The sequence below is a fragment of the Bradyrhizobium sp. JR3.5 genome, from assembly GCF_054057015.1.
In genome coordinates this window covers 2,530,251-2,550,689 of sequence record NZ_JBSRYV010000002.1, presented here as the reverse complement: position 1 = coordinate 2,550,689, position 20,439 = coordinate 2,530,251, and the positions used below count along the sequence as shown (strand labels likewise).

At 63.4% G+C, this 20,439-nt stretch carries 15 protein-coding genes and 3 pseudogenes; 9 read left to right on the top strand and 9 right to left on the bottom strand.

The annotated features are described in order from the left end of the window. Positions 1 to 13 precede the first annotated feature (13 nt). Positions 14 to 682 (bottom strand): MBL fold metallo-hydrolase, encoded by a 669-nt coding sequence (locus ACVWW1_RS29070; protein ID WP_176534776.1) that lies wholly within the window; start codon positions 680 to 682, stop codon positions 14 to 16. 175 nt (positions 683 to 857) lie between these two features. Between ACVWW1_RS29070 and ACVWW1_RS29065 the strand changes: the two genes are divergently transcribed. Continuing rightward, entirely contained in the window at positions 858 to 1,670 is an 813-nt protein-coding gene (locus tag ACVWW1_RS29065) for an RMD1 family protein (protein WP_097671184.1), read from the top strand. Positions 1,671 to 1,777: 107 nt separating this feature from the next. Next, positions 1,778 to 3,385, top strand: coding sequence for an alpha-amylase family glycosyl hydrolase (locus ACVWW1_RS29060; RefSeq protein WP_456658271.1), 1,608 nt, complete (start codon positions 1,778 to 1,780; stop codon positions 3,383 to 3,385). Between the two features lie 96 nt (positions 3,386 to 3,481). On the opposite strand, the gene ACVWW1_RS29055 is transcribed toward ACVWW1_RS29060, so the two are convergent. Further along, a complete protein-coding gene (locus ACVWW1_RS29055; RefSeq protein WP_456658270.1) occupies positions 3,482 to 5,173 on the bottom strand; it encodes an alpha-amylase family protein in 1,692 nt (563 codons plus the stop codon). Positions 5,174 to 5,303: 130 nt separating this feature from the next. Here ACVWW1_RS29055 and ACVWW1_RS29050 point away from each other — a divergent pair, with 130 nt between their 5' ends. Next, entirely contained in the window at positions 5,304 to 5,786 is a 483-nt protein-coding gene (locus ACVWW1_RS29050) for an MmcB family DNA repair protein (RefSeq protein WP_456658269.1), read from the top strand. Positions 5,787 to 6,068: 282 nt separating this feature from the next. Here ACVWW1_RS29050 and ACVWW1_RS29045 read toward each other — a convergent pair whose 3' ends face one another. Together ACVWW1_RS29045 and ACVWW1_RS29040 are read right to left on the bottom strand one after the other, a co-directional pair. Continuing rightward, positions 6,069 to 6,623: an ActR/PrrA/RegA family redox response regulator transcription factor gene (locus ACVWW1_RS29045; protein ID WP_016845514.1), complete on the bottom strand. Its 555-nt coding sequence runs from the start codon at positions 6,621 to 6,623 to the stop codon at positions 6,069 to 6,071. Between the two features lie 134 nt (positions 6,624 to 6,757). Then, positions 6,758 to 8,077 carry an ActS/PrrB/RegB family redox-sensitive histidine kinase gene (locus ACVWW1_RS29040; protein ID WP_456658268.1) on the bottom strand — a complete coding sequence of 440 codons (1,320 nt, stop codon included), beginning with the start codon at positions 8,075 to 8,077 and terminating at the stop codon, positions 6,758 to 6,760. Positions 8,078 to 8,183: 106 nt separating this feature from the next. Here ACVWW1_RS29040 and ACVWW1_RS29035 point away from each other — a divergent pair, with 106 nt between their 5' ends. The 4 genes and pseudogenes from ACVWW1_RS29035 to ACVWW1_RS29020 all read left to right on the top strand — a co-directional run bounded on the left by ACVWW1_RS29035 (position 8,184) and on the right by ACVWW1_RS29020 (position 12,339). After that, the gene (locus tag ACVWW1_RS29035) at positions 8,184 to 9,020 is read left to right on the top strand and encodes an ABC transporter ATP-binding protein (RefSeq protein WP_456658267.1); all 837 of its coding nucleotides are present in this window, start codon (positions 8,184 to 8,186) and stop codon (positions 9,018 to 9,020) included. Beyond that, positions 9,017 to 9,841 carry an ABC transporter permease gene (locus tag ACVWW1_RS29030; RefSeq protein ID WP_456658266.1) on the top strand — a complete coding sequence of 275 codons (825 nt, stop codon included), beginning with the start codon at positions 9,017 to 9,019 and terminating at the stop codon, positions 9,839 to 9,841. The genes ACVWW1_RS29035 and ACVWW1_RS29030 overlap by 4 nt, the downstream gene beginning before the upstream one ends. A gap of 128 nt (positions 9,842 to 9,969) precedes the next feature. Next, a pseudogene (locus ACVWW1_RS29025) lies at positions 9,970 to 11,300 on the top strand (polyhydroxyalkanoate depolymerase). 198 nt (positions 11,301 to 11,498) lie between these two features. Then, positions 11,499 to 12,339: pseudogene (locus ACVWW1_RS29020) on the top strand (M48 family metallopeptidase). A gap of 230 nt (positions 12,340 to 12,569) precedes the next feature. On the opposite strand, the gene ACVWW1_RS29015 reads toward ACVWW1_RS29020, so the two are convergent. Next, positions 12,570 to 14,804, bottom strand: a complete 2,235-nt coding sequence (locus tag ACVWW1_RS29015; RefSeq protein WP_456658265.1) for a transglycosylase domain-containing protein — start codon at positions 14,802 to 14,804, stop codon at positions 12,570 to 12,572. A 139-nt stretch (positions 14,805 to 14,943) separates the two neighbouring features. On the opposite strand from ACVWW1_RS29015, the pseudogene ACVWW1_RS29010 reads away from it, so the two are divergent. Then, positions 14,944 to 15,373, top strand: a pseudogene (locus ACVWW1_RS29010) (DUF1330 domain-containing protein). 203 nt (positions 15,374 to 15,576) lie between these two features. Here ACVWW1_RS29010 and ACVWW1_RS29005 read toward each other — a convergent pair. Together ACVWW1_RS29005 and ACVWW1_RS29000 are read right to left on the bottom strand one after the other, a co-directional pair. Beyond that, positions 15,577 to 16,803: an ABC transporter substrate-binding protein gene (locus tag ACVWW1_RS29005; protein ID WP_456658264.1), complete on the bottom strand. Its 1,227-nt coding sequence runs from the start codon at positions 16,801 to 16,803 to the stop codon at positions 15,577 to 15,579. A gap of 376 nt (positions 16,804 to 17,179) precedes the next feature. Then, positions 17,180 to 18,400 carry an ABC transporter substrate-binding protein gene (locus ACVWW1_RS29000; RefSeq protein ID WP_173640048.1) on the bottom strand — a complete coding sequence of 407 codons (1,221 nt, stop codon included), beginning with the start codon at positions 18,398 to 18,400 and terminating at the stop codon, positions 17,180 to 17,182. 286 nt (positions 18,401 to 18,686) lie between these two features. Here ACVWW1_RS29000 and ACVWW1_RS28995 point away from each other — a divergent pair, with 286 nt between their 5' ends. Beyond that, positions 18,687 to 19,211, top strand: a complete 525-nt coding sequence (locus ACVWW1_RS28995; protein WP_456658263.1) for a methylated-DNA--[protein]-cysteine S-methyltransferase — start codon at positions 18,687 to 18,689, stop codon at positions 19,209 to 19,211. Between the two features lie 243 nt (positions 19,212 to 19,454). Here ACVWW1_RS28995 and ACVWW1_RS28990 read toward each other — a convergent pair whose 3' ends face one another. Next, the gene (locus ACVWW1_RS28990; RefSeq protein WP_456658262.1) at positions 19,455 to 19,640 is read right to left on the bottom strand and encodes a hypothetical protein; all 186 of its coding nucleotides are present in this window, start codon (positions 19,638 to 19,640) and stop codon (positions 19,455 to 19,457) included. A 329-nt stretch (positions 19,641 to 19,969) separates the two neighbouring features. Beyond that, the gene (locus tag ACVWW1_RS28985) at positions 19,970 to 20,344 is read right to left on the bottom strand and encodes a response regulator transcription factor (RefSeq protein ID WP_176534787.1); all 375 of its coding nucleotides are present in this window, start codon (positions 20,342 to 20,344) and stop codon (positions 19,970 to 19,972) included. Positions 20,345 to 20,439: the final 95 nt, after the last annotated feature.

Genomic DNA, 20,439 nt, shown 5'->3' with positions numbered 1-20,439 from the left:
GTTGATGAAGTAGTTACATCTCGCCGGTCAGGAACGGGTTCGTCATCCGCTCCTGGCCGATGCTCGATCCCGCGCCGTGGCCGCAGATGAAGCCGACATCGTCGCCGAGCGGCAGCAGCTTCTGCTTGATCGACTGAATCAGCGTCGGATGGCTGCCGCCCGGCAGGTCGGTGCGCCCGACCGAGCCGGCAAACAGCACGTCGCCGACATGGGCGAAGCGCAGCTCCTTGTTGAAGAAAACCACGCTGCCCGGCGAATGGCCGGGGCAGTGCAGGATGTCGAAGGTGAGGTCGCCGATCGAGACCTGATCGCCCTCATCGAGCCAGCGATCCGGCCCGAAATTGCGCACCCCGGTCATGCCGAAGCGCTCGCCGCTCGAGACGACGTTGTCGAGCAGATATTTGTCCGCGATATGCGGGCCCTCGATCTTGACCTGCAGCGCATCGCGCAATTCGGCGGCGCCGCCGACATGATCGATATGGCCGTGGGTCAGCCAGATCTTCTCGACCGTCACGCCGGTCTGCTCGATCGCGGCCTGGATCTTCGGTACGTCGCCGCCGGGGTCGATCACCACGGCCTTCTTGGTCGGCTCGTGCCAGATGATGGTGCAGTTCTGCTCGAACAGCGTCACCGGCACGATGATCGCGCCGGCCTTCGGTTTGGTGTCGGTTGTCTCGTTCATGGGGGCACCATAGGCTACCGGAAAATGCCGTCAACACGCTCGGGAAATGCGTCGGCCCCGGCGTGTGATCCCAAAACGGACCGTGATAAGGTCGCCTCCAGCAGAACATGTTCGTGAGCAGGCCGGTACGCGGTTGCTCTTGATCACGATCTAAGTCCTCGCAGTCCGGAACTTCATGACCCAAGCCCCCAATTCACCGCTCGGCGGACCCCGGACCACCGCCCGCGCCTTCTTCGTCGCGGACCGCATCAACACGTCCGGCCTCGAGCGCGGCGACGTGCTGGCCACGACGCCGCTGGCGTTTCGTGTCAATGACAATGGTGTGGCGATCCTGTTCCGCTATGGCGTCGTCGTTCTGATCGGTCTCAACGCGCTGGAGGAGGATGAATTCCTGCGCAGCCTGCAGTCGCGCATGACCGGATTATTCACGCGGCGCGAGGAGGAGATCGCGATCATCGAGCTCGCGGCCGAGAAGGAGGACCAGATTCCGCCGGGCGGCCCGATCTATCTGCAAAGCCTGTCGCCGGAGCGGCTGATCCTGGTCGGTGAGGCGCTGGCCAAGAGCGTGGTGCTGGCGAGGCATGAGCGTGAGGTCCGGGCCGTCTTCGACACGACCGAGCCGTTGGCGCGCGAACTCGCCAAGGGCGGCCAGGTTCGTGGCGGCCGCGTCGCGATCCTCAAGCACATCGGCAACGCGCTGTTGGTGCGGCATCGCGTGGCCGGACCGGTCGAAGTGTCGGAGAAGCCCGACATCCTCTGGGACAAGCCACATCTCGAGCGGCTCTATGCCCGCCTCGAGGACGAGTACGAATTGAAGGAGCGTGCGGAATCGCTGAATCGCAAACTCGCAGTCGTGGCTGAAACCGCGCAGGTGCTGACCGATATCATCGACACCAGCCGCTCGCTGCGGCTGGAGCTGATCATCGTCTTCCTGATCCTGTTCGAGGTGCTGATCACGATCTATCAGCTCGCGATCGCCCGCCACTGACGCATTGCAGCCATTTTTCCGTCCCGAATTGTGCGTCATCCCTGAACCGACAGGCCGCCCCGGGGCGCGGAGCGGCCTCAACCGGGCTGCGAGCTTGGGGGGACGGGATGGATCGGGGCGACAGGGACTGGTGGCGGCGCGGCATCTTCTATCAGGTCTATCCGCGCTCGTTCGGGGATAGCGATGGCGACGGCGTCGGCGATCTCAAGGGGATCATCGCGCGGCTGCCCTATCTGACGCGGCTTGGCGTCGACGCGGTCTGGCTGTCGCCGATCTGCCCCTCGCCAATGGCCGATTTCGGTTACGACATCTCGGATTACACCGGCATCGACCCGCTGTTCGGGACGATGGAGGATTTCGACGCGCTGGTCGCGGCGGCGCACGATTCCGGCCTCAAGCTGATCCTCGACCTGGTGCCGAACCATACATCCGATCAGCATCCGTGGTTCATCGAAGCGAAGAGCTCGCGCGATAACCCGAAGCGCGACTGGTACATCTGGCGCGACCCGGCGCCGGATGGCGGCCCACCCAACAATTGGCTGTCGGAGTTCGGCGGCAGCGCCTGGGCGTATGACGAGGCTTCCGGCCAGTACTACTATCACGCGTTCCTGACCCAGCAGCCCGATCTGAACTGGCGCAATCGCGAGGTCAGGGCCGCGATCTATGACGTGATGCGCTTCTGGTTGCGCAAGGGCGTCGACGGTTTTCGTGTCGACGTGATCTGGCACCTGATCAAGGATGCCGAATTCCGCGACAATCCGCCGAACCCGCATTATCGTGAGGGCCGGCCGCCGCACGAGAAGGTGCTGACGCAATATTCGACTGATCAACTCGAAGTGCATGAGGTCATCACCGAGATGCGCCGCGTCACCGAGGAGTTCGACAACCGCGTGCTGATCGGCGAGGTCTATCTGCCGCTGCACCGGCTGGTCGCCTATTACGGCAACGATCTGCGCGGCGCGCAGATGCCGTTCAATTTCGCGCTGCTGTCGACCTTGTGGAGCGCGCGCTCGGTCGAGCAGATCATTGCCGATTACGAAAAGGCGCTGCCGCCGGGCGCATGGCCGAACTGGGTGCTCGGCAATCACGACCGGCCGCGGGTGGCGAGCCGGGTGGGGCCTGCACAGGCACCGGTCGCCGCGATGCTGCTGCTGACGCTGCGCGGCACGCCGACGCTGTATTACGGCGACGAGATCGGCATGCACCAGGTTGCGGTTGCGCCGGACGAGGTGCGTGATCCCTTCGAGAAGAACGTGCCTGATATCGGCGTCGGCCGCGACGGCTGCCGCACCCCGATGCAATGGAGCGCCGAGCGCTATGCCGGTTTCTCGACCGCAAGGCCGTGGCTGCCGCTTGCGCAGGATTTCGTAAGCGACAATGTCGCAAGCCTGGAGGCGGAGCGAGCGTCGATCCTCAACCTTTACAAGGCGCTGATCTCGTTGCGGCGAAAGCTGCCGCAGCTCGTCCATGGCAGCTATGAGCCGGTGACGGCGCACGGCGATGTCCTGCTCTACCGGCGGCGCAGCGCCGAGGGCGTGGCCGTGATCGCGCTGAACTTCGGCGCGGCGCCCGCATCGGTCTCCTCCAGCGCGATCGGCTTCAGCAACGAGGTTCTGCTCTCGACCTTCATGGACCGGCAGGGCGAGAAGGTCGAAGGCGTACTCGATCTGCGCGGCAATGAGGGCGTGATCCTCGGGCCGCATCAGGACGACTAAAGCGCGATGAGATCAGGTTGAATCATCGTCGCGCTTTAGCTTCGTGTTTGGGCATGATCCTTTCGGAAAACCGCTTCACACTTTTCCGGATCATGCCTAACGCGACGTGCGGGGTTCCTTGGTGTCGATATCGCTACGCTTGAGCAGGTAATCGAGCCCACCGACCCTGTACCAGCGATAGCCGTAGGCTTCGATCAGAAGCTTGTGACGGCCGCTATCGTCGGCGCGGCTGTGATCCTCGGTCAGAAGGTTGACGAGGTGATTGCCGGCGTCGTCGGGCAGCCCAGCATCGAACGAAATCTCGAGTGGCTTTTCCGCGAAATTGTGCACGAACAGCACCGAGTTGTTGCGCCAGTCGTAACGAATGATCAGGACGGCAGGATTTCGGGTTGCAATGATCTTGAAGTCCCCCCAGCCGACCTCGGGGACTTCCTTGCGCATGCGGATGATGCGCTCGGTCCAGTTCAACATCGAATTGGGGTCGCGCCGCTGCTTGGCGGCGTTGACGTGCTCATAGCCGTAGGGCCCCTTGTCGATCACGGGTACGCATGGCCGATCGCTCTCGGTAAAGCCGCCGTGCGGCTCGGTTGACCATTGCATCGGCGTGCGCGCGCAAGTGCGCTCGGGCAGGTCGAGATCGTCGCCCATGCCGAGTTCATCGCCGTAGCGGATCACGGGCGTGCCGGGCAGCGTGCACATCAAGCTATAGGCGAGCTCCAGGCGCCGCCGATCGCCGCCCAGCATGGGCGCGAGGCGGCGCCTTATGCCGCGGTCGTAGAGCTGCATGCTCTTGTCGGGACCGAATGCCTTGAACACCGCCTCACGCTGGGCCTTGGTGAGGCGGCCGAGGTCGAGCTCATCGTGATTGCGCAGGAACAGGCCCCATTGTGCGGTCGCGGGCCGTGGCTTGGTCGCCGTCAAGGCTTTCGCCAATGGCTTCGAATCCGCTGACGCCAGCGCGTAGAACAGATGCTGATTGACGTGGAAATTGAACATCATCTGCATGCGGTCGCCGTCGCGCCCGAAATACTCCATGTCCGTCTCAGGCAAGACATTGGCTTCGGCGAGGATGATCGCGTTACCCTGGCGCCATTGCAGGAATTCGCGGAACAATCGCAGCATGTCGTATTGCTCGACCGGCTTGCGCACGGAGGCGCCCTTGGTTGCAATCACGAAGGGCACGGCGTCCATGCGGAAGCCGGAGACGCCGAGCTGGATCCAGAACCCCATGATCTTGAGGATCTCGGCCTGTACGTGCGGGTTCGACGTGTTGAGGTCCGGCTGGAAATCGTAGAAGCGATGGAAGTACCAGGCTCCTGCCTGCTTGTCGCGCGTCCAGGTCGATTTCTGCACCCCCGGAAACACCATGCCCGTGTTGGCATTGGCGGGCTTCTTGTCCGACCAGACATACCAGTCGCGGTAAGGCGAGTCCTTTGCGCTGCGCGCTGATCGAAACCAGGCGTGCTGGTCCGAGGTGTGATTGACGACGAGATCAATGATCACGCGGATGCCGCGTTGCCGGCAGCCATGGGCGAATTCGACGAAATCGCCTAGCGTGCCGTAGCGGGGATCGACGCCATAATAGTCTGAAATGTCGTAGCCGTCGTCTTTGCAGGGTGACGGCTGAAACGGCATCAGCCAGATCGCAGTGATGCCGAGCCCATGCAGATAATCCAGACGGCGCAGCAGACCCCTGAAATCGCCGATGCCGTCGCCATTGGCATCCATGTAGGTGCCGACGGAGAGGCAGTAGATCACGCCGTTCTTGTACCAGAGGTCGTCGATCACCAGGCAGCCCTCATCGGTCCGCCCGTAGCGGCGGCCGTGGAATAAGCGGCGAGGCGGCGGTGGGTTCCTGCCCGGAGCGCCGTTCCACTTTTCCGGATCATGCTCTCGTGGAATCGGCTATTCTGCAGCGATGGAATTGCCCGCCCGCCAGATCGCGCTTGTGCCCTCGCCCGACCGACGCCAGTCGGAGACCGCGCTGGCGATCGCGCGCGGGACGGCGCGGCTTCTGAGGTCGCTGGGATTTTCCTGCATCAGCGAATTGCCGCTGCCGTCCGGCCGCCGCGCCGATCTGGTCGCGCTGAATGAACGCGGCGAGATCTGGATCGTCGAGATCAAGTCATCTCTCGAGGATCTGCGCGCCGACCAGAAATGGCAGGACTACCGGATGCATTGCGACCGGTTGTTCTTCGCCTTCACGCAGGATCTGCCGTGCGAGATCTTCCCGGCCGACACCGGCCTGATCATCGCCGACGCTTACGGCGCGCATCTGCATTGCGAGGCGCCGGAGCATCGCCTGCCGGCGGCCACCCGCAAGGTGATGACGGTGCGCTTTGCGATGGCGGCAGCGCAGCGGATCAACCGGCTGGTCGATCCGCAGGGGCACGAATTCTAGGACAAGCGCGATTGTCATCCGTCATCCTGAGGAGCCGCGAAGCGGCGTCTCGAAGGATGCACGGCCCGGCCGGTGGCCGTCGACCCTTCGAGACGCGCGCAAGAGCGCGCTCCTCAGGGTGACGGTGATAGAGCTGTAGGATCGGTAGAGCGAAGCGAAACCCATCATTGGCGCCGCGGGCATAAATCGATGGGTTTCGCTTCGCTCTACCCACCCTACGAAAGGACAAAAGCAAATGGCCGGGACGAGCCCGGCCATCGCAAAACAATATGAAGCGATCGCTTAGCGCGGCGCGCGCTTGGCGAGGATGCGCTGCAGGGTCCGGCGGTGCATGTTGAGGCGGCGCGCGGTCTCCGAGACGTTGCGGTTGCACATCTCGTAGATGCGCTGGATGTGCTCCCAGCGCACGCGGTCCGCCGACATCGGATTGGCCGGCAGCTCGGACTTCTCGGTGCCGGTTGCGAGCAGCGCAGCGACGACGTCATCGGCGTCGGCGGGCTTCGAGAGATAGTCGACGGCGCCCATCTTCACCGCGGTCACGGCGGTCGCGATGTTGCCGTAGCCGGTCAGCACGATCGCGCGCGCCTCGGGGCGCTTGCGTTTCAACGCCGAGACGACGTCGAGGCCGTTGCCGTCGCCGAGGCGGAGGTCGACGACCGCAAAAGCGGGCGCGGCGCGGCCGATCTCGGCGAGACCATCGGACACCGTGTCGCATGACTTCACCGCGAAACCCCGCGTCTCCATCGCGCGCGACAGGCGTTCCAGGAACGGCTTGTCGTCCTCGACGATGAGGAGCGAGCGGTCGGCATGGTCATTCAGTTCAGTGATGGCGTTCACGATCCATTTTTCCCTGTGGCAGGCACCTATTATATGGGGTCCTACTGCGGCGCTGCCAAGGCAGCCGAAAGTCGCGTGCAGCTCTGGAAAGAGCGATGCATCCGGTATGCCAGAGTTGCGACTAAGAATCGTTCTTAGGCTTCGGTTTCGTCGGCCGGCGTGGCTTCTTCGAAGCGCTCGCGGGGCCACACAATCTGCACCACGGCGCCGTGATCGGGGAAGGTGCGATTGGTAAACGACACCTTGGCTCCGGTGCGTTCCAGCAGCGTCCTTGCGATGAAAACGCCCAGCCCCAGGCCGCCACGGGCATTTTGGGCCTCGTCTGCGCCCCGGCGGCGCGACAAATACGGCTCGCCGATCCGTTTCAGCATGTCGGGCGCGATGCCCGGGCCGTCGTCGGAGACGACGATCTCGATGGTTTCGGCGTTCCACCACGCGTTCACCTCGACGGTCTGGTGCGCGAAATCGACCGCATTTTCGAGGATGTTTCCGACGCCATAAAGGATCGCGGGATTGCGCGCGGCGACCGGTTCGCGCGTTGCTGCGACAGCAAGCCGCACCTTGATGTTGATGCCGAAATCGCGATGCGGCGCCACCGCCTCCTCGATCAGGGTCGACAGCTTCATGGTGTCGAACGGCGCGCCGCTCGATGACAATTGCGCAATCTTGCTCAGGATGTCGCGGCAGCGCTGCGCCTGTTCGCGCAGGGTCTTGAGGTCGTCGGCGATCGCCGGGTCGTGCACCGTCTTCTCGAGCTCGCGCGAGATCAGGAAGATCGTCGACAGCGGCGTGCCGAGTTCATGCGCGGCGGCGGCGGCGAGGCCGTCGAGCTGGGTCAGATGCTGCTCGCGCGTCAGGATCAGCTCGGTCGCGGCAAGTGCATCGGAGAGCTGGCGGGCCTCCTCGGTCACCTGGAATGCGTAGAGGCTGGTGACGCCGATCGCGAGCAGGATCGAAAGCCAGACGCCGATCAGATAGATCGGCGGCAGCACCAGCGGATCGTCGCCGTCCCAGGGCAGCGGCAGATGGTAGAAGAACAGCGCCGAGGCGCAGGCGACCGCAAGGCAGCCGAGCGCGATCGTCAGGCGGATCGGCAGCACCGTGGCCGAGATCAGGACCGGCGCCAGGAACAGGAACGAGAACGGGTTCTGCAAGCCCCCGGTGAAGTACAGTAGGCCGCCGAGCTCGACGATGTTGAACGCGAGCAGGGCCGCGGCATAGGCCGGCTCCAGCCGCTGCATCGGGTTGAATGCGATCTGCAGCGCCAGGTTGAGCAGCGCCGAGAACGTCACGATGATGACGCAGGGGACGATCGGAACATCGAATTCCAGTCCCTGGGCCACGATGAAGATCGCGACGAGCTGGCCGAGCGCGGCGAGCCAGCGCAGCCGCAGGATCGTATCCAGGCGGACATAGCGGCGAGGTTGGCGGAAATCGGAAGCGAAGTCGGTCATCTCAGGGACTTTAGCTGTGCCGTGGGCGGCGCACAAATTCGCGACTTAGCGCAAGGACGCCGGGCAAGCCTTGCGCTTATTGTCGCAATGCCCCAATGACGGCGATATGCAACAGCGCGGGACAGGTCAGGCGCAAGCGCCTGCGGCCAATCAAGCGCCCAGTCAGGCGCCCGCGGCCGATCGGGACGGATCGACCGCGATCGACGTTGCGCATCTGGTCAAGGTCTACAAGACCACGCGCGCGGTCGACGATATTTCCTTCCGCATCGCGCGCGGCAGCATCACCGGCCTGCTCGGCGGCAACGGCGCCGGCAAGACCACGACGATCGCGATGATCATGGGGCTGGTGCTACCGACCTCGGGCAGCGTCACGGTGCTGGGCGCAAGAATCCCCGAGCGGCGCTATGATGTGCTCGGCCGGATGAATTTCGAGAGCCCCTATGTCGACATGCCGATGCGGCTCACGGTGCGGCAGAACCTGACCATTTTCGGCCGCCTCTATGCCGTGAAGCATCTGCGCGAGCGGATCGAGCAGCTCGCGGCCGATCTCGATCTGACCGAATTCCTCGACCGCTCCAACGGCAAGCTCTCCGCCGGGCAGAAGACCCGCGTCGCGCTGGCGAAGGCGCTAATCAACGAGCCGGACCTGCTGCTGCTCGACGAGCCGACCGCATCGCTCGACCCGGATACCGCCGACTGGGTGCGGCAGCATCTCGAGACCTACCGCAAGACCCACAACGCGACCATCCTGCTGGCCTCGCACAACATGCTGGAGGTGGAGCGCCTCTGTGACCGCGTCATCATCATGAAGCGCGGCAAGATCGAGGATGACGACAGTCCCGAGGGGATCATGGCGCGCTACAACCGTGACACGCTGGAAGAGGTGTTTCTCGACGTGGCGCGCGGCCGCCTCCGGGAGGGCGCGCCAGAGGGCACACCATGAGCGAGATCGTCAGCCATCAGCTGCGCGGCATTTCACTGCAACGCATCAACGCGATGGTGCTGCGCTATTGGTATCTCTTGATGTCGTCATGGCCGCGGCTGCTGGAACTGGTCTACTGGCCGGCCTTGCAGATCATCACATGGGGCTTCCTGCAGAACTACATCTCGCAGGCATCCGGCTTCTTCGCCAAGGCGGGCGGCACGCTGATCGGTGCCGTGATCCTGTGGGACATCCTGTTTCGCGGCCAGCTCGGCTTCTCCATCTCGTTCCTGGAAGAGATGTGGGCGCGCAATCTCGGCAACCTGATGATGAGCCCGCTGAAGCCGATCGAATTCCTGCTCTCGCTGATGATCATGAGCCTGATCCGGCTCGCCATCGGCGTGATCCCGATGACGCTGCTGGCGCTGTTCTTTTTCGGCTTCAATTTCTACGCCATCGGGCTGCCGCTGATCGCGTTCTTCTGCAATCTGATCTTCACGAGCTGGTCGGTCGGCGTGTTCGCCTCGGGGCTCGTGCTGCGCAACGGGCTCGGCGCGGAGAGCATCGTCTGGACGCTGATGTTCGCGGTGATGCCGCTCGCCTGCATCTACTATCCGGTCGACGTGCTGCCGGTCTGGCTACAGTATGTCGCCTGGACGTTGCCGCCGACCTATGTGTTCGAAGGCATGCGGTCGCTCCTGATCGATCACGTCTTCCGTGCCGACCTGATGGCCTGGGCGCTGGTCATCAACGCCATCCTGTTCGTTGCCTCTTTTGCGGTCTTCCTTGCCCTTTTGCAGAGCGCCAAGCGCAACGGATCGCTGCTCGGGGGTGGTGAATAAATGTCACTTTCCCGTGGATTCTCGGTGTTTTAGCCCGATATCGACCCCATATTCGGCTCGCGGCGCATTGACGCATTGTTACGCATTGGTCAGTATGCTGCGGCGCAAAACAGGGGTCTGAAAATACTATGCCCATCGGTGAATTTGGCGGTGCCCCGCCACTAGCGGCGGAAGGCAGCCCGGCACTCACGACGCCGCTGTACTGGATGTACGAGATGGCGCATGCGTCGCTCAATCCGGTACGCGCCGTGACCGACGCCACCAAGATCCTGTTTCAGAATCCGCTCAATCCGTGGACGCACACCGAGTTCGGCAAATCGGTCGCCGCCGGCTGCGAGTTGTTCGAGCGCACCACGCGCCGCTACGGCAAGCCGGATTGGAATCCTGCCGACGACCGAGGTCAATGGCATCCGCACGGCGGTCGAGGTTCGCACCGTCTGGGAAAAGCCGTTCTGCCGTCTGCTGCATTTCGATCGCAAGCTGACGCGTCCGCTGCGCTCGCCGCAGCCGCGCGTGCTGATCGTGGCGCCGATGTCGGGCCATTATGCGACGCTGCTGCGTGGCACGGTCGAGGCGTTCCTGCCGACGCATGAAGTCTACATCACCGACTGGGCCGATGCGCGCATGGTGCCGCTCGCGGAGGGCCGGTTCGATCTCGACGACTATGTCGACTACGTGATCGAGATGCTGCACGCGCTCGGCGGCAACATGCACGTCGTCGCGGTGTGCCAGCCCTCGGTTCCGGTCGTTGCGGCCGTCTCCGTCATGGAAGCCAACCACGACCCGTTCGTGCCGCTGTCGATGACGCTGATGGGCGGCCCGATCGACACGCGGCGCAACCCGACCGCGGTCAACAACCTCGCGGGAGAGCGCGGCATCGAATTGGTTCCGCAACAATGTCATCACCAAGGTGCCGTTCCCGCATCCGGGCGTGATGCGCGACGTCTATCCGGGTTTCCTGCAGCTCAACGGCTTCATCAGCATGAACCTGGATCGGCACATGGACGCGCACAAGGCGTTGTTCGCCAATCTGGTGAAGGGTGACGGCGATCTCGTCGACAAGCACCGTGAATTCTACGACGAATATCTCGCGGTGATGGACCTCACCGCCGAGTATTATCTGCAGACCGTCGACCTCGTCTTCGTCAAGCACGCGCTGCCGAAGGGCGAGATGACCCATCGCGGCAAGCCGGTCGATCCGTCGAAGATCCGCCGCGTCGCGCTGATGACGGTGGAAGGCGAGAAGGACGACATCTCCGGCCTCGGCCAGACCGAGGCAACGCACGCGCTCTGCACCGCGATTCCGAACCATCGCCGCGTGCACTACGTGCAGAAGGGCGTCGGGCACTACGGCGTCTTCAACGGCTCGCGGTTCCGCTCCGAAATCGTGCCGCGGATCTCCGATTTCATGGTTTCGGCCGCCAATACGCGTCTTTCCCTGGTCGCCGCGGCCGAATAGGTATCGCCCCGGCCGCGTTTATCGCGGTCGCGCAAGTCGCTGATTTAACTAAAAGAATCTCAAATCAGCCAAGGCTCAAGTGATGAATTTAATTTCATCTCTTGGGCCTTTTTCGTGACTCCGATTCATCAGAAAAAATCCGGTTCCGCCCCCTGCCGGTAGAGGTCAATTAACGGCCAACCCCTGTATATTGGGCAAATGATTTGTTTTTGCGCCGAGCGCTTTCCCTGGCGGCGGATATGGCAAAGTTCGGGCGAACTCCTGCTCCCCGGACTCTCAGAAATGGCTACTCGCGCGCTCCTCTATCGGCGGCCTGCCGAACCCGCGACCGTATTGGTCAGACACGGCTCCCAGTTCTTCACCGTCAGGCTGCGCCGGCATAGGCGCGCGCGCCGCTATACGCTCAGGATTCATCCAACCGATCGCGAAGCGATCCTGACCATGCCGCCGCGCGGCACGATCGTGGAGGCGAAGGAGTTCGCCAATATCCATGGCGGCTGGATCGCCGCCCGTCTTGGCCGTTTGCCGAAGGCCGCGCCGTTCCAGCCCGGCACCGTGGTGCCGTTGCGAGGTGTGCCGCATCGTCTGGTGCATCGTTCGGGCGAGCGGGGCACGGTCTGGACCGAGACGCGCGACAGCGGCGAGAAGATTCTGTGCGTCGCCGGTGGCGTCGAGCACATGGACCGCCGGGTGCATGACTTCCTCAAGCGCGAGGCGCGCAAGGATCTGCAGAAGGCGGCGCAGTTGCACGCCGCGGAACTCGGGGTGCGGGTCCGGCGGATCACGATCCGCGACCAGTCGAGCCGCTGGGGCTCGTGCACTTCGGCCGGTTCGCTGTCGTTCTCGTGGCGGTTGATCCTGGCGCCGCCCTTCGTGCTCGACTACCTCGCCGCGCATGAGGTCGCCCATCTCGTCGAGATGAATTCACTCGGCGCGGTTCTGGCGGGTGGTCGACAAGGTCTGCGCGTCGGTCACGCGCGCCAAGAACTGGCTCGACACCTACGGCAACGACCTGCATCGCTACGGGATTCAGGAGTAGGCCAACTCTTCGCCCCGGTTATTGCTGTCATCGCCCGCGAAAGCGGGCGATCCAGTATTCCAGAGGCAATTGTAACTGAGCCGAAAAGCCGCGCGTACTGGATCCGCCGAGGCATTCTCCAAACTCAAATCAATCGTTGCACTTCAAACGTCACTCCATCTCCCCGCATTCGCGGGGATGACAGCCGAAATTGGGCCCGGCTAAAGCCTATATCGGCCTACCGAAACAACCTATCCGCCAGCCAGCCGTCCAGCCCCGCCGCCGCTTCGGGCCGCGCGTTCGGGTTGGGTGGTGCCGAGGCGCGGGCCGGCGTCGGCGGTGGCTGGCGATAATAGCCGCCGCCGGGCGGGACCGGCGCGGGCGGTGGCGCCTGCATCGGCGGTTGAAATCTGCATTGGCGCCGCCGGTGCTGAAGGTGCTGATATCTGCGACGAGATCTGCATCAGGTTCGCCGGCGCCCAGCTGCCCTGCGAGTTCGGGATCGCCGCGACCGGCACGCCCTGATGCGCGGCCTTCATGAAGCGGGTCCACACTTCCACCGGCAGTGCGCCACCCGTCGCCTTTTTGGTGGGCGAATTGTCGTCATTGCCGAGCCAGACGCCGGTGACGAGCTTGGCGGTGTAGCCGATGAACCAGGCGTCGCGATAATCCTGGCTGGTGCCGGTCTTGCCGGCGGCGGTCCAGCCGGGGATCTCCGCCTTGCGCGCGGTGCCCGAGATCAGCGTCTCGCGCATCATGCTGTTCATCATCGCATCATAGCGCGGCTCGATCACCTGGTTGGGCGGCTCCGTCGGGCGGTCATAGAGCAGCTTGCCGGAGCTGGTCTTGATCCGGGTCACCACATGCGGCGACACGGCGTAGCCGCCATTGGCGAACGGCGCATAGGCGCCGACCAGCTCGATCACGGATACTTCCGACGTGCCGAGCGCGATCGAGACGTTCGGTTCGAGCTTGGAGGAGATGCCGAGCCGGTGCGCGGTGCGCACCACATTCTTGGCGCCGACCTCGACGCCGAGCCGCACCGCAACCGTGTTCAGCGACATCGCCAGCGCCTGGGTCAAGGTCACCGAGCCGAAATATTCGTGGGTGTAGTTCTCCGGCTTCCAGCCCTTGATGTCGAGCGGCGCGTCGGTGCGGATCGTGTCCGGCGTCAGCCCGGATTCGACCGCGGTGAGATAGACGAATGGCTTGAACGACGAGCCCGGCTGCCGCTTCGCGGTGACCGCGCGATTGTACTGACTCTCGGCATAGTTCCGGCCGCCGACCATGGCGCGCACCGCGCCGTCGGGCGTCATCGCCACCAGCGCGCCCTGGCTGACATTGAACTTCACGCTCTTGGCGGCGAGCTCGTCGATCACGGCGGCTTCGGCGACGTTCTGCAGCTTCGGATCGATCGTGGTCTGCACCACGATGTCCTGGTCGATCTGGCCGACCAGATCGTCGAGCACTTCACCGATCCAGTCGGCGACATAGTTCACGGTGCCGGCGCCGGCCGGCTTCACCGCAATCGAGGGTTGGCCGATCGAGGCCTTTGCTTGCGCTTCGGTGATGAACTTGGCGTCGGCCATCGCCGCGAGCACGACCTGCGCGCGCTGCTCGGCGCCCTCGGGGTTGCGGTTTGGCGCCAGCCGCGACGGCGACTTGACGAGGCCCGCGAGCATCGCAGCTTCCGGCAAGGTCACGTTCTTCGCCGACTTGCCGAAATAGCGCTGGGCTGCGGCCTCGACGCCGTAGGCGCCGGAACCGAAATAGACGCGGTTGAGATAGAGCTCGAGGATCTCGTTCTTGGAATGCTTGCGCTCCAGCCACAGCGCGAGCTCGGCCTCCTGCAGCTTGCGCTGCATGGTGCGTTCCTGGGTCAGGAACAGGTTCTTGGCGAGTTGCTGGGGGGTCAAGGTCGAACCGCCCTGCGAGACGCCGCGATGCAGCACATTGGTGACGGCTGCGCGTAAGATGCCGAGCGGGTCGACGCCGAAATGCGAATAGAAGCGGCGGTCTTCAATGGCGATGAACGCCTTCGGCAGATAGGGCGGCAGGTCCTTCAACTCGATGTTGGCGCCGGCCATTTCGCCGCGCTGCGCCAGCACGCTGCCGTCGATCCCGACGATCTGGATCGTCGGCGGACGTTTGGGAATTTCCAGGGACTGGATCGGCGGTAGATGCGCGCCGACCCACACCACGACACCGATCGCGGCGATGCCCCCCCACAGGCCGAGCACCGCGGTCCAATAGAACAGCCGGCCGATCCCAAAGCCGCGCGACTTGGTCCGCCGCTTGCTGCCGCTGCGCGACGGGCGCGGTTTCTCACTACCGGAATCGCTGCTTTTGGGTTTGGATTTGGCGGGCGTATCGTCGCCGCCGCCGGGAACGCGATCGGAGGGCGACAGTCGGAGGTCGGCAAGCGCGGCCGGAAGCCCGAACAGCGGCTCCTTGCGCGCACCGCCTTTTTTACGTCCCCACGCCATCCGCAACGCTCACACCCTGACAGGGGCGCACGCTAGCGTTCCCGGTTTAAGGGGCGGTTACGCAAAGCTTAACGGGGGATTAGGAGGTGAGGCGGCGCGTGCTAAATAGAGATGGAACAACAAAACAAAGGAGCACCGCATGGGCCATATCGATCCGACCAAGGACGTGTTTGCGCAATTCCGGGACAACAACCGGCCGGGCCCGATCCACATGCTCAATCTGGTGCGCTTACGCGAATGGGCCTCCTATCCCGACGGCCGCAAGGCGACCGGCGCGGAGGCCTATGCCGCCTACGGCCGTGAGAGCGGGCCGGTGTTCGAACGCCTCGGCGGCCGCATCGTGTGGCAGGGCCGCTTCGAGCTGATGCTGATCGGTCCGCAAGAGGAGCGCTGGGATCACTGTTTCATCGCCGAGTATCCAAGCGCGCCTTGCCGCTTTCGTCGAAATGATCCGGGATCCCGTCTATCGCGAGGCGGTGAAGCATCGCCAGGCCGGCGTGGAGGATTCGCGGTTGATCCGACATGCCGTGCTGCCGGTCGGGAAGAATTTCGGCGAGATTCCGGAGTGAGCGCACGAAGCGAGATTTCTATCCCGTCATCCTGAGGAGCCGCGAAGCGGCGTCTCGAAGGATGCACGGCCCGGCTGGTGGCCGTCGACCCTTCGAGACGGCCGCTGCGCGGCCTCCTCAGGGTGATGGAGTGGTCGGGCGAAGCCCAAAAACAAATCGGCGGCCTGGAGGCCGCCGATTGCATCTCAACTCTGTTCGAACGACTAGCCCGCCGGGCCGGCATCCTCGAGGATCGGGCCGAACAGCTCCCAGCGCTCGCCGTTGAACTTCATCATCTGCAGCTGCTTGTTGACGCGATAGTCGTTCGGCGTGGTGTTGCCCTTGATGCCGGGCAGCGCCATGTCGAGGTCGACGTTCTTCAGGTTGGTGGCCTGCTTCAGCACGTTCTCGCGCGTCAGCTCGTCGCCGCACTGCTTCAGCACATGCACCATCAGCTGGGCGGTCGAGTAGCCGTAGGTGTTGAAGTTCGAGTTCTTGTCGCCGTCGGGATAGTACTTGGCCATGAAGTCGAAATAGCGCTTCATGCCCGGATCGTCCTTCCACTGCGGATCGGCGGGATCCTTGCCGTAGTTGGTCGAGATCAGGCCCTTGGAGGCCTCCAAGCCCGCCGGCTGCAATACGGCGCCGACCGAGGTGGCGTTGATGTCGACGATGTGGACCGGATGCCAGCCGAGCTCGGCGATCTTCTTGATCGCCTGCGCGGCTTGCTTCGGCGTCGAGGCCGAGAAGAACAGGTCGGCGCCGGCGTCCTTGATCTTGATCACCTGGGAATCGATCGTCGGGTCGGAGACCTCATAGGAGGCTTCGGCCACGATCATCTTGGCCACCTTGTCGCCGAGGCCGGCCTTGATGCCGTTCAGATAATCCTTGCCGAGGTCGTCGTTCTGATAGAGCACGCCGATCTTGGCGTTCGGATGCTCCTTCAGGATGTACTGGCCGTAGATGCGGCCTTCGACGAAGTAGTTCGGATTGAAGCCGAGCGTCCACGGGAAGTTCTTCGGATCGGTGAACTTCGAGGCGCCGGTTGCGGCGAACAGCTGCGGCACCTTCTTGGCGTTGAGATATTTCTGCACGGCGGCGTTCGACGGCGTGCCGACGATCTGGAAGGTCAAGAGCACTTCGTCGCTCTCGACGAGCTTGCGCACCTGCTCGACGGCCTTGGGCGGCGAATAGGCGTCGTCATACTGGATCAGGTTGATCTTGCGGCCGTTGATGCCCCCCTGATCGTTGATCATCTTGAAATAGGCCGCCTGGGTCTTGCCGATCGAGGCATAGGCGGAAGCCGGTCCGGAGAAGGGGACGGTCTGGCCGATCTTGATCTCGGTATCGCTCGCGCCGGGATCGTATTTCTTTTGCGCGGAGGCCGACGTTGCAGACAGCGCGATCGCGAGCGCCGTTGCCGTGACCAGGTGGAAAATCCCATTCCTCATAATGCTGTTTCCCTCACGTGACTGATGGTTGACCGATGATCTTGTCCGCGGGTTCAAGGTCCCGCGGTCGCCATCGCTGGGCCGGGATACTGGAGGAACCGTTGCTGCGACGCAAGACGACGGATGCCGAAAAGGCGAGCAATTTCAGTCAACGAAAGTAGGGGGCGGCGCAAAAAGAACCGGCGCAGCGGGGATGCGCTGCGCCGGCTCCAGTGCTGTCTCTTGCTTCACCTCTCCCGCTTGCGGGGGAGGTCGGATTGCATCGCAGATGCAATCCGGGTGGGGGCTCCTTCCGCAACATGATTCGTGGATAGACCCCCACCCCAATCCTCCCCGCAAGCGGGAGAGGGGGAAGCAGCTTCTTCGCGTCCGCGACCTAACCCGCCGGCCCGGTGTCCTCGATGATCGGGCCGAACAGCTCCCAGCGCTCGCCGTTGAACTTCATCATCTGCATCTGCTTGTTGATGCGATAGTCGTTCGGTCCCGTCGTGATCGACATGCCGGGCAGCGCCAGGCTCGGCACGAACTTCTTCAGGCTGGTCACCTGCTTCATCAGGTTCTCGCGGGTGAGGTCGTCGCCGCACTGCTTGAGCACCTGGATCAGGAGCTCGGCCGTCGAATAGCCGTAGGTGTTGACGGTGTTGAGCTTGTCGCCCTCCGGGTAATACTTGTCCATGAAGGCGAAATAGGCCTTCACGCCGGGATCGTCCTTCCATTGCGGATCGGCGGGATCCTTGCCGTAATTGGTCGAGATGATGCCCTTGGAGATGTCGAGGCCGGCCGGCTTCAGCGTCGCCGACACCGGGCTCGCATTGATGTCGAGGATGTGCACCGGGTGCCAATCCAGGTCCGCGACCTTGCGGATCGCTTGAGCAGCGAATTTCGGCGTCGACGCGTTATAGAGCAGGTCGACGCCGGCGGCCTTCAGCTTGACGATCTGGGAATCGACGGTCGGGTCGGTCAGCTCGTAGGACACCTCGGCGACGATCATGCTCGCTGCCTTGTCGCCGAGCCCGCTCTTCAGGCCGGTGATGTAGTCGCGGCCGAGATCGTCGTTCTGGTAGAAGATGCCGATCTTGGCGTTGGGATGATTGGCCAGGATGTATTTGGCGTAGATGCGTCCCTCGGACTGGTAGTTCGGGTTGAAGGCGATCGTCCAGGGTGCGTTCTGCGGATCGGAGAAGCGCGAGGCGCCGGTGGAGGCGAGCAGCTGCGGCACCTTCTTGGCATTCAGGTATTTCTGCACGGCGGCATTTGAGGGCGTGCCGATGATCTGGAAGGTGAACAGCACCTCGTCGCCCTCGACCAGCTTGCGCACCTGCTCGACCGCCTTCGGCGGTGAATAGGCGTCGTCATACTGGATCAGGTTCAGCTTGCGGCCGTTGATGCCGCCCTGATCGTTGATCATCTTGATGTAGGCCGCCTGGGTCTTGCCGATGCCGGCATAGGCGGATGCCGGGCCCGAGAACGGGACGGTCTGGCCGATCTTGATCTCGGTGTCGGTCGCGCCGATGTCGTATTTCTTCTGCGCGGTGGCCGATGTAACCGACAACGCGATGGCAAGCGCTGTCGCAGCGAGCAATTGCACGCTCCTCATGTCCGTGACCTCCCATGTTGCCGGTGATCTTGTCCGCAAGGCTCAAACCCGCGGATGTCACCGTTATCAGGGATGATGGAGGAAGGGCGCGGGCATTGCAAGGCGATGCTCCTGCGCGCGATGTCGCGTCAAGGCGGGCCAGAGCAGGATCAGCGCGAGTGCGGCGGGCGCCGCCTGCACATATCGCGGTCTCCTCACCGGAATTCGGGTGGACGCTAGCACGCGCACGGTGAACTGTATGCCGAGCGACCTGTTTCGAGAGCAATGACGTTCCAGAGTGACTGATATGGCCGACCGTAAGACCGCACAGACGTTCAACCTCGACCGCCTCAAGACGCCGATCGGCGCCGCGCTGCTGGTGACCGATGACGACGGCGTGCTGCGCGCGCTCGACTGGGACGACTATGAGGGGCGAATGCTCGACCTGCTGCGGTTGCACTATGGCGCCGTGACGCTACGGGACGGCCGCGCACCGGCGGCGATGCGCAAGGCGCTCGGCGATTACTTCAACGGTGATCTCGATCGCCTGACTGATGTCGAATGGCGCGTCGCCGGCACGCCGTTCCAGCAGAAGGTCTGGCACGCGTTGCCGAAAATTCCGCCGGGCACCACCATGAGTTACGGCGCGCTGGCTATGAGGCTGAAAGTGCCGAATGCGATGCGCGCGGTCGGCCACGCCAACGGCTCCAACCCGATCAGCGTCGTCGTGCCCTGTCACCGCCTGATCGGCGCCAACGGCTCGCTGGTCAAATATGGCGGCGGACTGGAGCGCAAGCGCTGGCTGCTGCGCCACGAGGGCGTCGAGATATAGCGGCCGACCTCGGCCGCAGCGAGACGATCAATCGAGATCCTCGCGCGGCATGTTGCGCAGATCACGCACGATGTAGAGGAATACAACGAACGAAGGCACCCACGCGAGGATCGCTCCTACCAGCATCGCATCGACCGTCGTCATCGGAGCTCCCTGGAGCGTTGTTCACGCATTTTCGAACGAAGTGGCCGCCGGTTCGCGTGAAGAAAACGCGTCAAACAAAATCTGGCGTTCGCCGTCAGATCAGCTTTTTCGATGAGCCGCCGGTTCTCGGAGGGGATAGAGCCACTTCCAATAGACCTTGTTGCGCTCCAGCTGCCGCTTGTAGATCTCGCGGCACTTCGTCGAGCAGAACTGCTCGAAATACCAGCTGTGCCGGATCAGTCCGAAGGGCCGCCGGCATCCTGGATTCCCGCAACGGCCGGTCATGATGCTGCCTCCGCATTCGCTCGCCAAAGCCAGCGAATGAAGTTCTCCTGACCCTTGTGAAGACAGAGCCGTCCGCAGTAGCGTTCACCCGCCGGATTTCGCAAGCAGATGATCTTGGCATCTTCACTGTCACACTGGGCGCAGCGCGGTTCCGTACGCATGGCGACTTCCCTCCGAGGAACTGCCATTTGCCAATCAAGAATGTCTGATGCTGTCGTCGCCGTCGGCCTTCTTGAGGGACGGCGCCGCGAAATCTCGCGCTGCCACCGTCGATGTGCAACTTGTCCAGATGTTTCTCGGCATCATCCTTGCGTATACTCGATTTGAACTCACCCGCGCGTCGCTGTGCCATGCTGTGCGAGAGCGGCATCGAGGCATTCGACCAGCGCATCTCCGTCGAACGGCTTGATCAGAAAGCAGATCGCGCCCGCCTCCATGGCTCGGGCCCGATCGGCTTCGACGGAGAAGGCCGTGATGAAAATGAACGGAAGGCGCCGGCCGTCGGCAATCAGGCGCGCCTGCAGGTCGAGCCCGCTCATGGCCGGCATCCTGACATCGGCTATCACGCAGGAGGTGTCGTTCAGTTGCGGCGAATGCAGGAATTCTTCGGCCGACGCGTAGGTCTGGACCGCGTAGCCAAGCGACCTGACCAGATTGTCGGTTGCGGTGCGGACCGACATATCATCGTCGACGATTGATATCACCGGGTTGGACAAGAAGGGCTTTCCTGGAACGGCCAGAGGGGCCTCTGGTGCATGCGATCACGGAGCCACAGTGCGTCGTCGGCCGCGGCCGGAGA

Excerpts from the sequence above, each read along its gene's own strand:
- ACVWW1_RS29070 (WP_176534776.1), bottom strand. The coding sequence starts at position 682 with ATGAACGAGACAACCGACACCAAACCGAAGGCCGGCGCGATCATCGTG.
- ACVWW1_RS29065 (WP_097671184.1), top strand. The coding sequence starts at position 858 with ATGACCCAAGCCCCCAATTCACCGCTCGGCGGACCCCGGACCACCGCC.
- ACVWW1_RS29060 (WP_456658271.1), top strand. The coding sequence starts at position 1,778 with ATGGATCGGGGCGACAGGGACTGGTGGCGGCGCGGCATCTTCTATCAG.
- ACVWW1_RS29050 (WP_456658269.1), top strand. The coding sequence starts at position 5,304 with ATGGAATTGCCCGCCCGCCAGATCGCGCTTGTGCCCTCGCCCGACCGA.
- ACVWW1_RS29040 (WP_456658268.1), bottom strand. The coding sequence starts at position 8,077 with ATGACCGACTTCGCTTCCGATTTCCGCCAACCTCGCCGCTATGTCCGC.
- ACVWW1_RS29035 (WP_456658267.1), top strand. The coding sequence starts at position 8,184 with ATGCAACAGCGCGGGACAGGTCAGGCGCAAGCGCCTGCGGCCAATCAA.
- ACVWW1_RS29030 (WP_456658266.1), top strand. The coding sequence starts at position 9,017 with ATGAGCGAGATCGTCAGCCATCAGCTGCGCGGCATTTCACTGCAACGC.
- ACVWW1_RS29015 (WP_456658265.1), bottom strand. The coding sequence starts at position 14,804 with ATGGCGTGGGGACGTAAAAAAGGCGGTGCGCGCAAGGAGCCGCTGTTC.
- ACVWW1_RS29005 (WP_456658264.1), bottom strand. The coding sequence starts at position 16,803 with ATGAGGAATGGGATTTTCCACCTGGTCACGGCAACGGCGCTCGCGATC.
- ACVWW1_RS29000 (WP_173640048.1), bottom strand. The coding sequence starts at position 18,400 with ATGAGGAGCGTGCAATTGCTCGCTGCGACAGCGCTTGCCATCGCGTTG.
- ACVWW1_RS28995 (WP_456658263.1), top strand. The coding sequence starts at position 18,687 with ATGGCCGACCGTAAGACCGCACAGACGTTCAACCTCGACCGCCTCAAG.
- ACVWW1_RS28990 (WP_456658262.1), bottom strand. The coding sequence starts at position 19,640 with ATGACCGGCCGTTGCGGGAATCCAGGATGCCGGCGGCCCTTCGGACTG.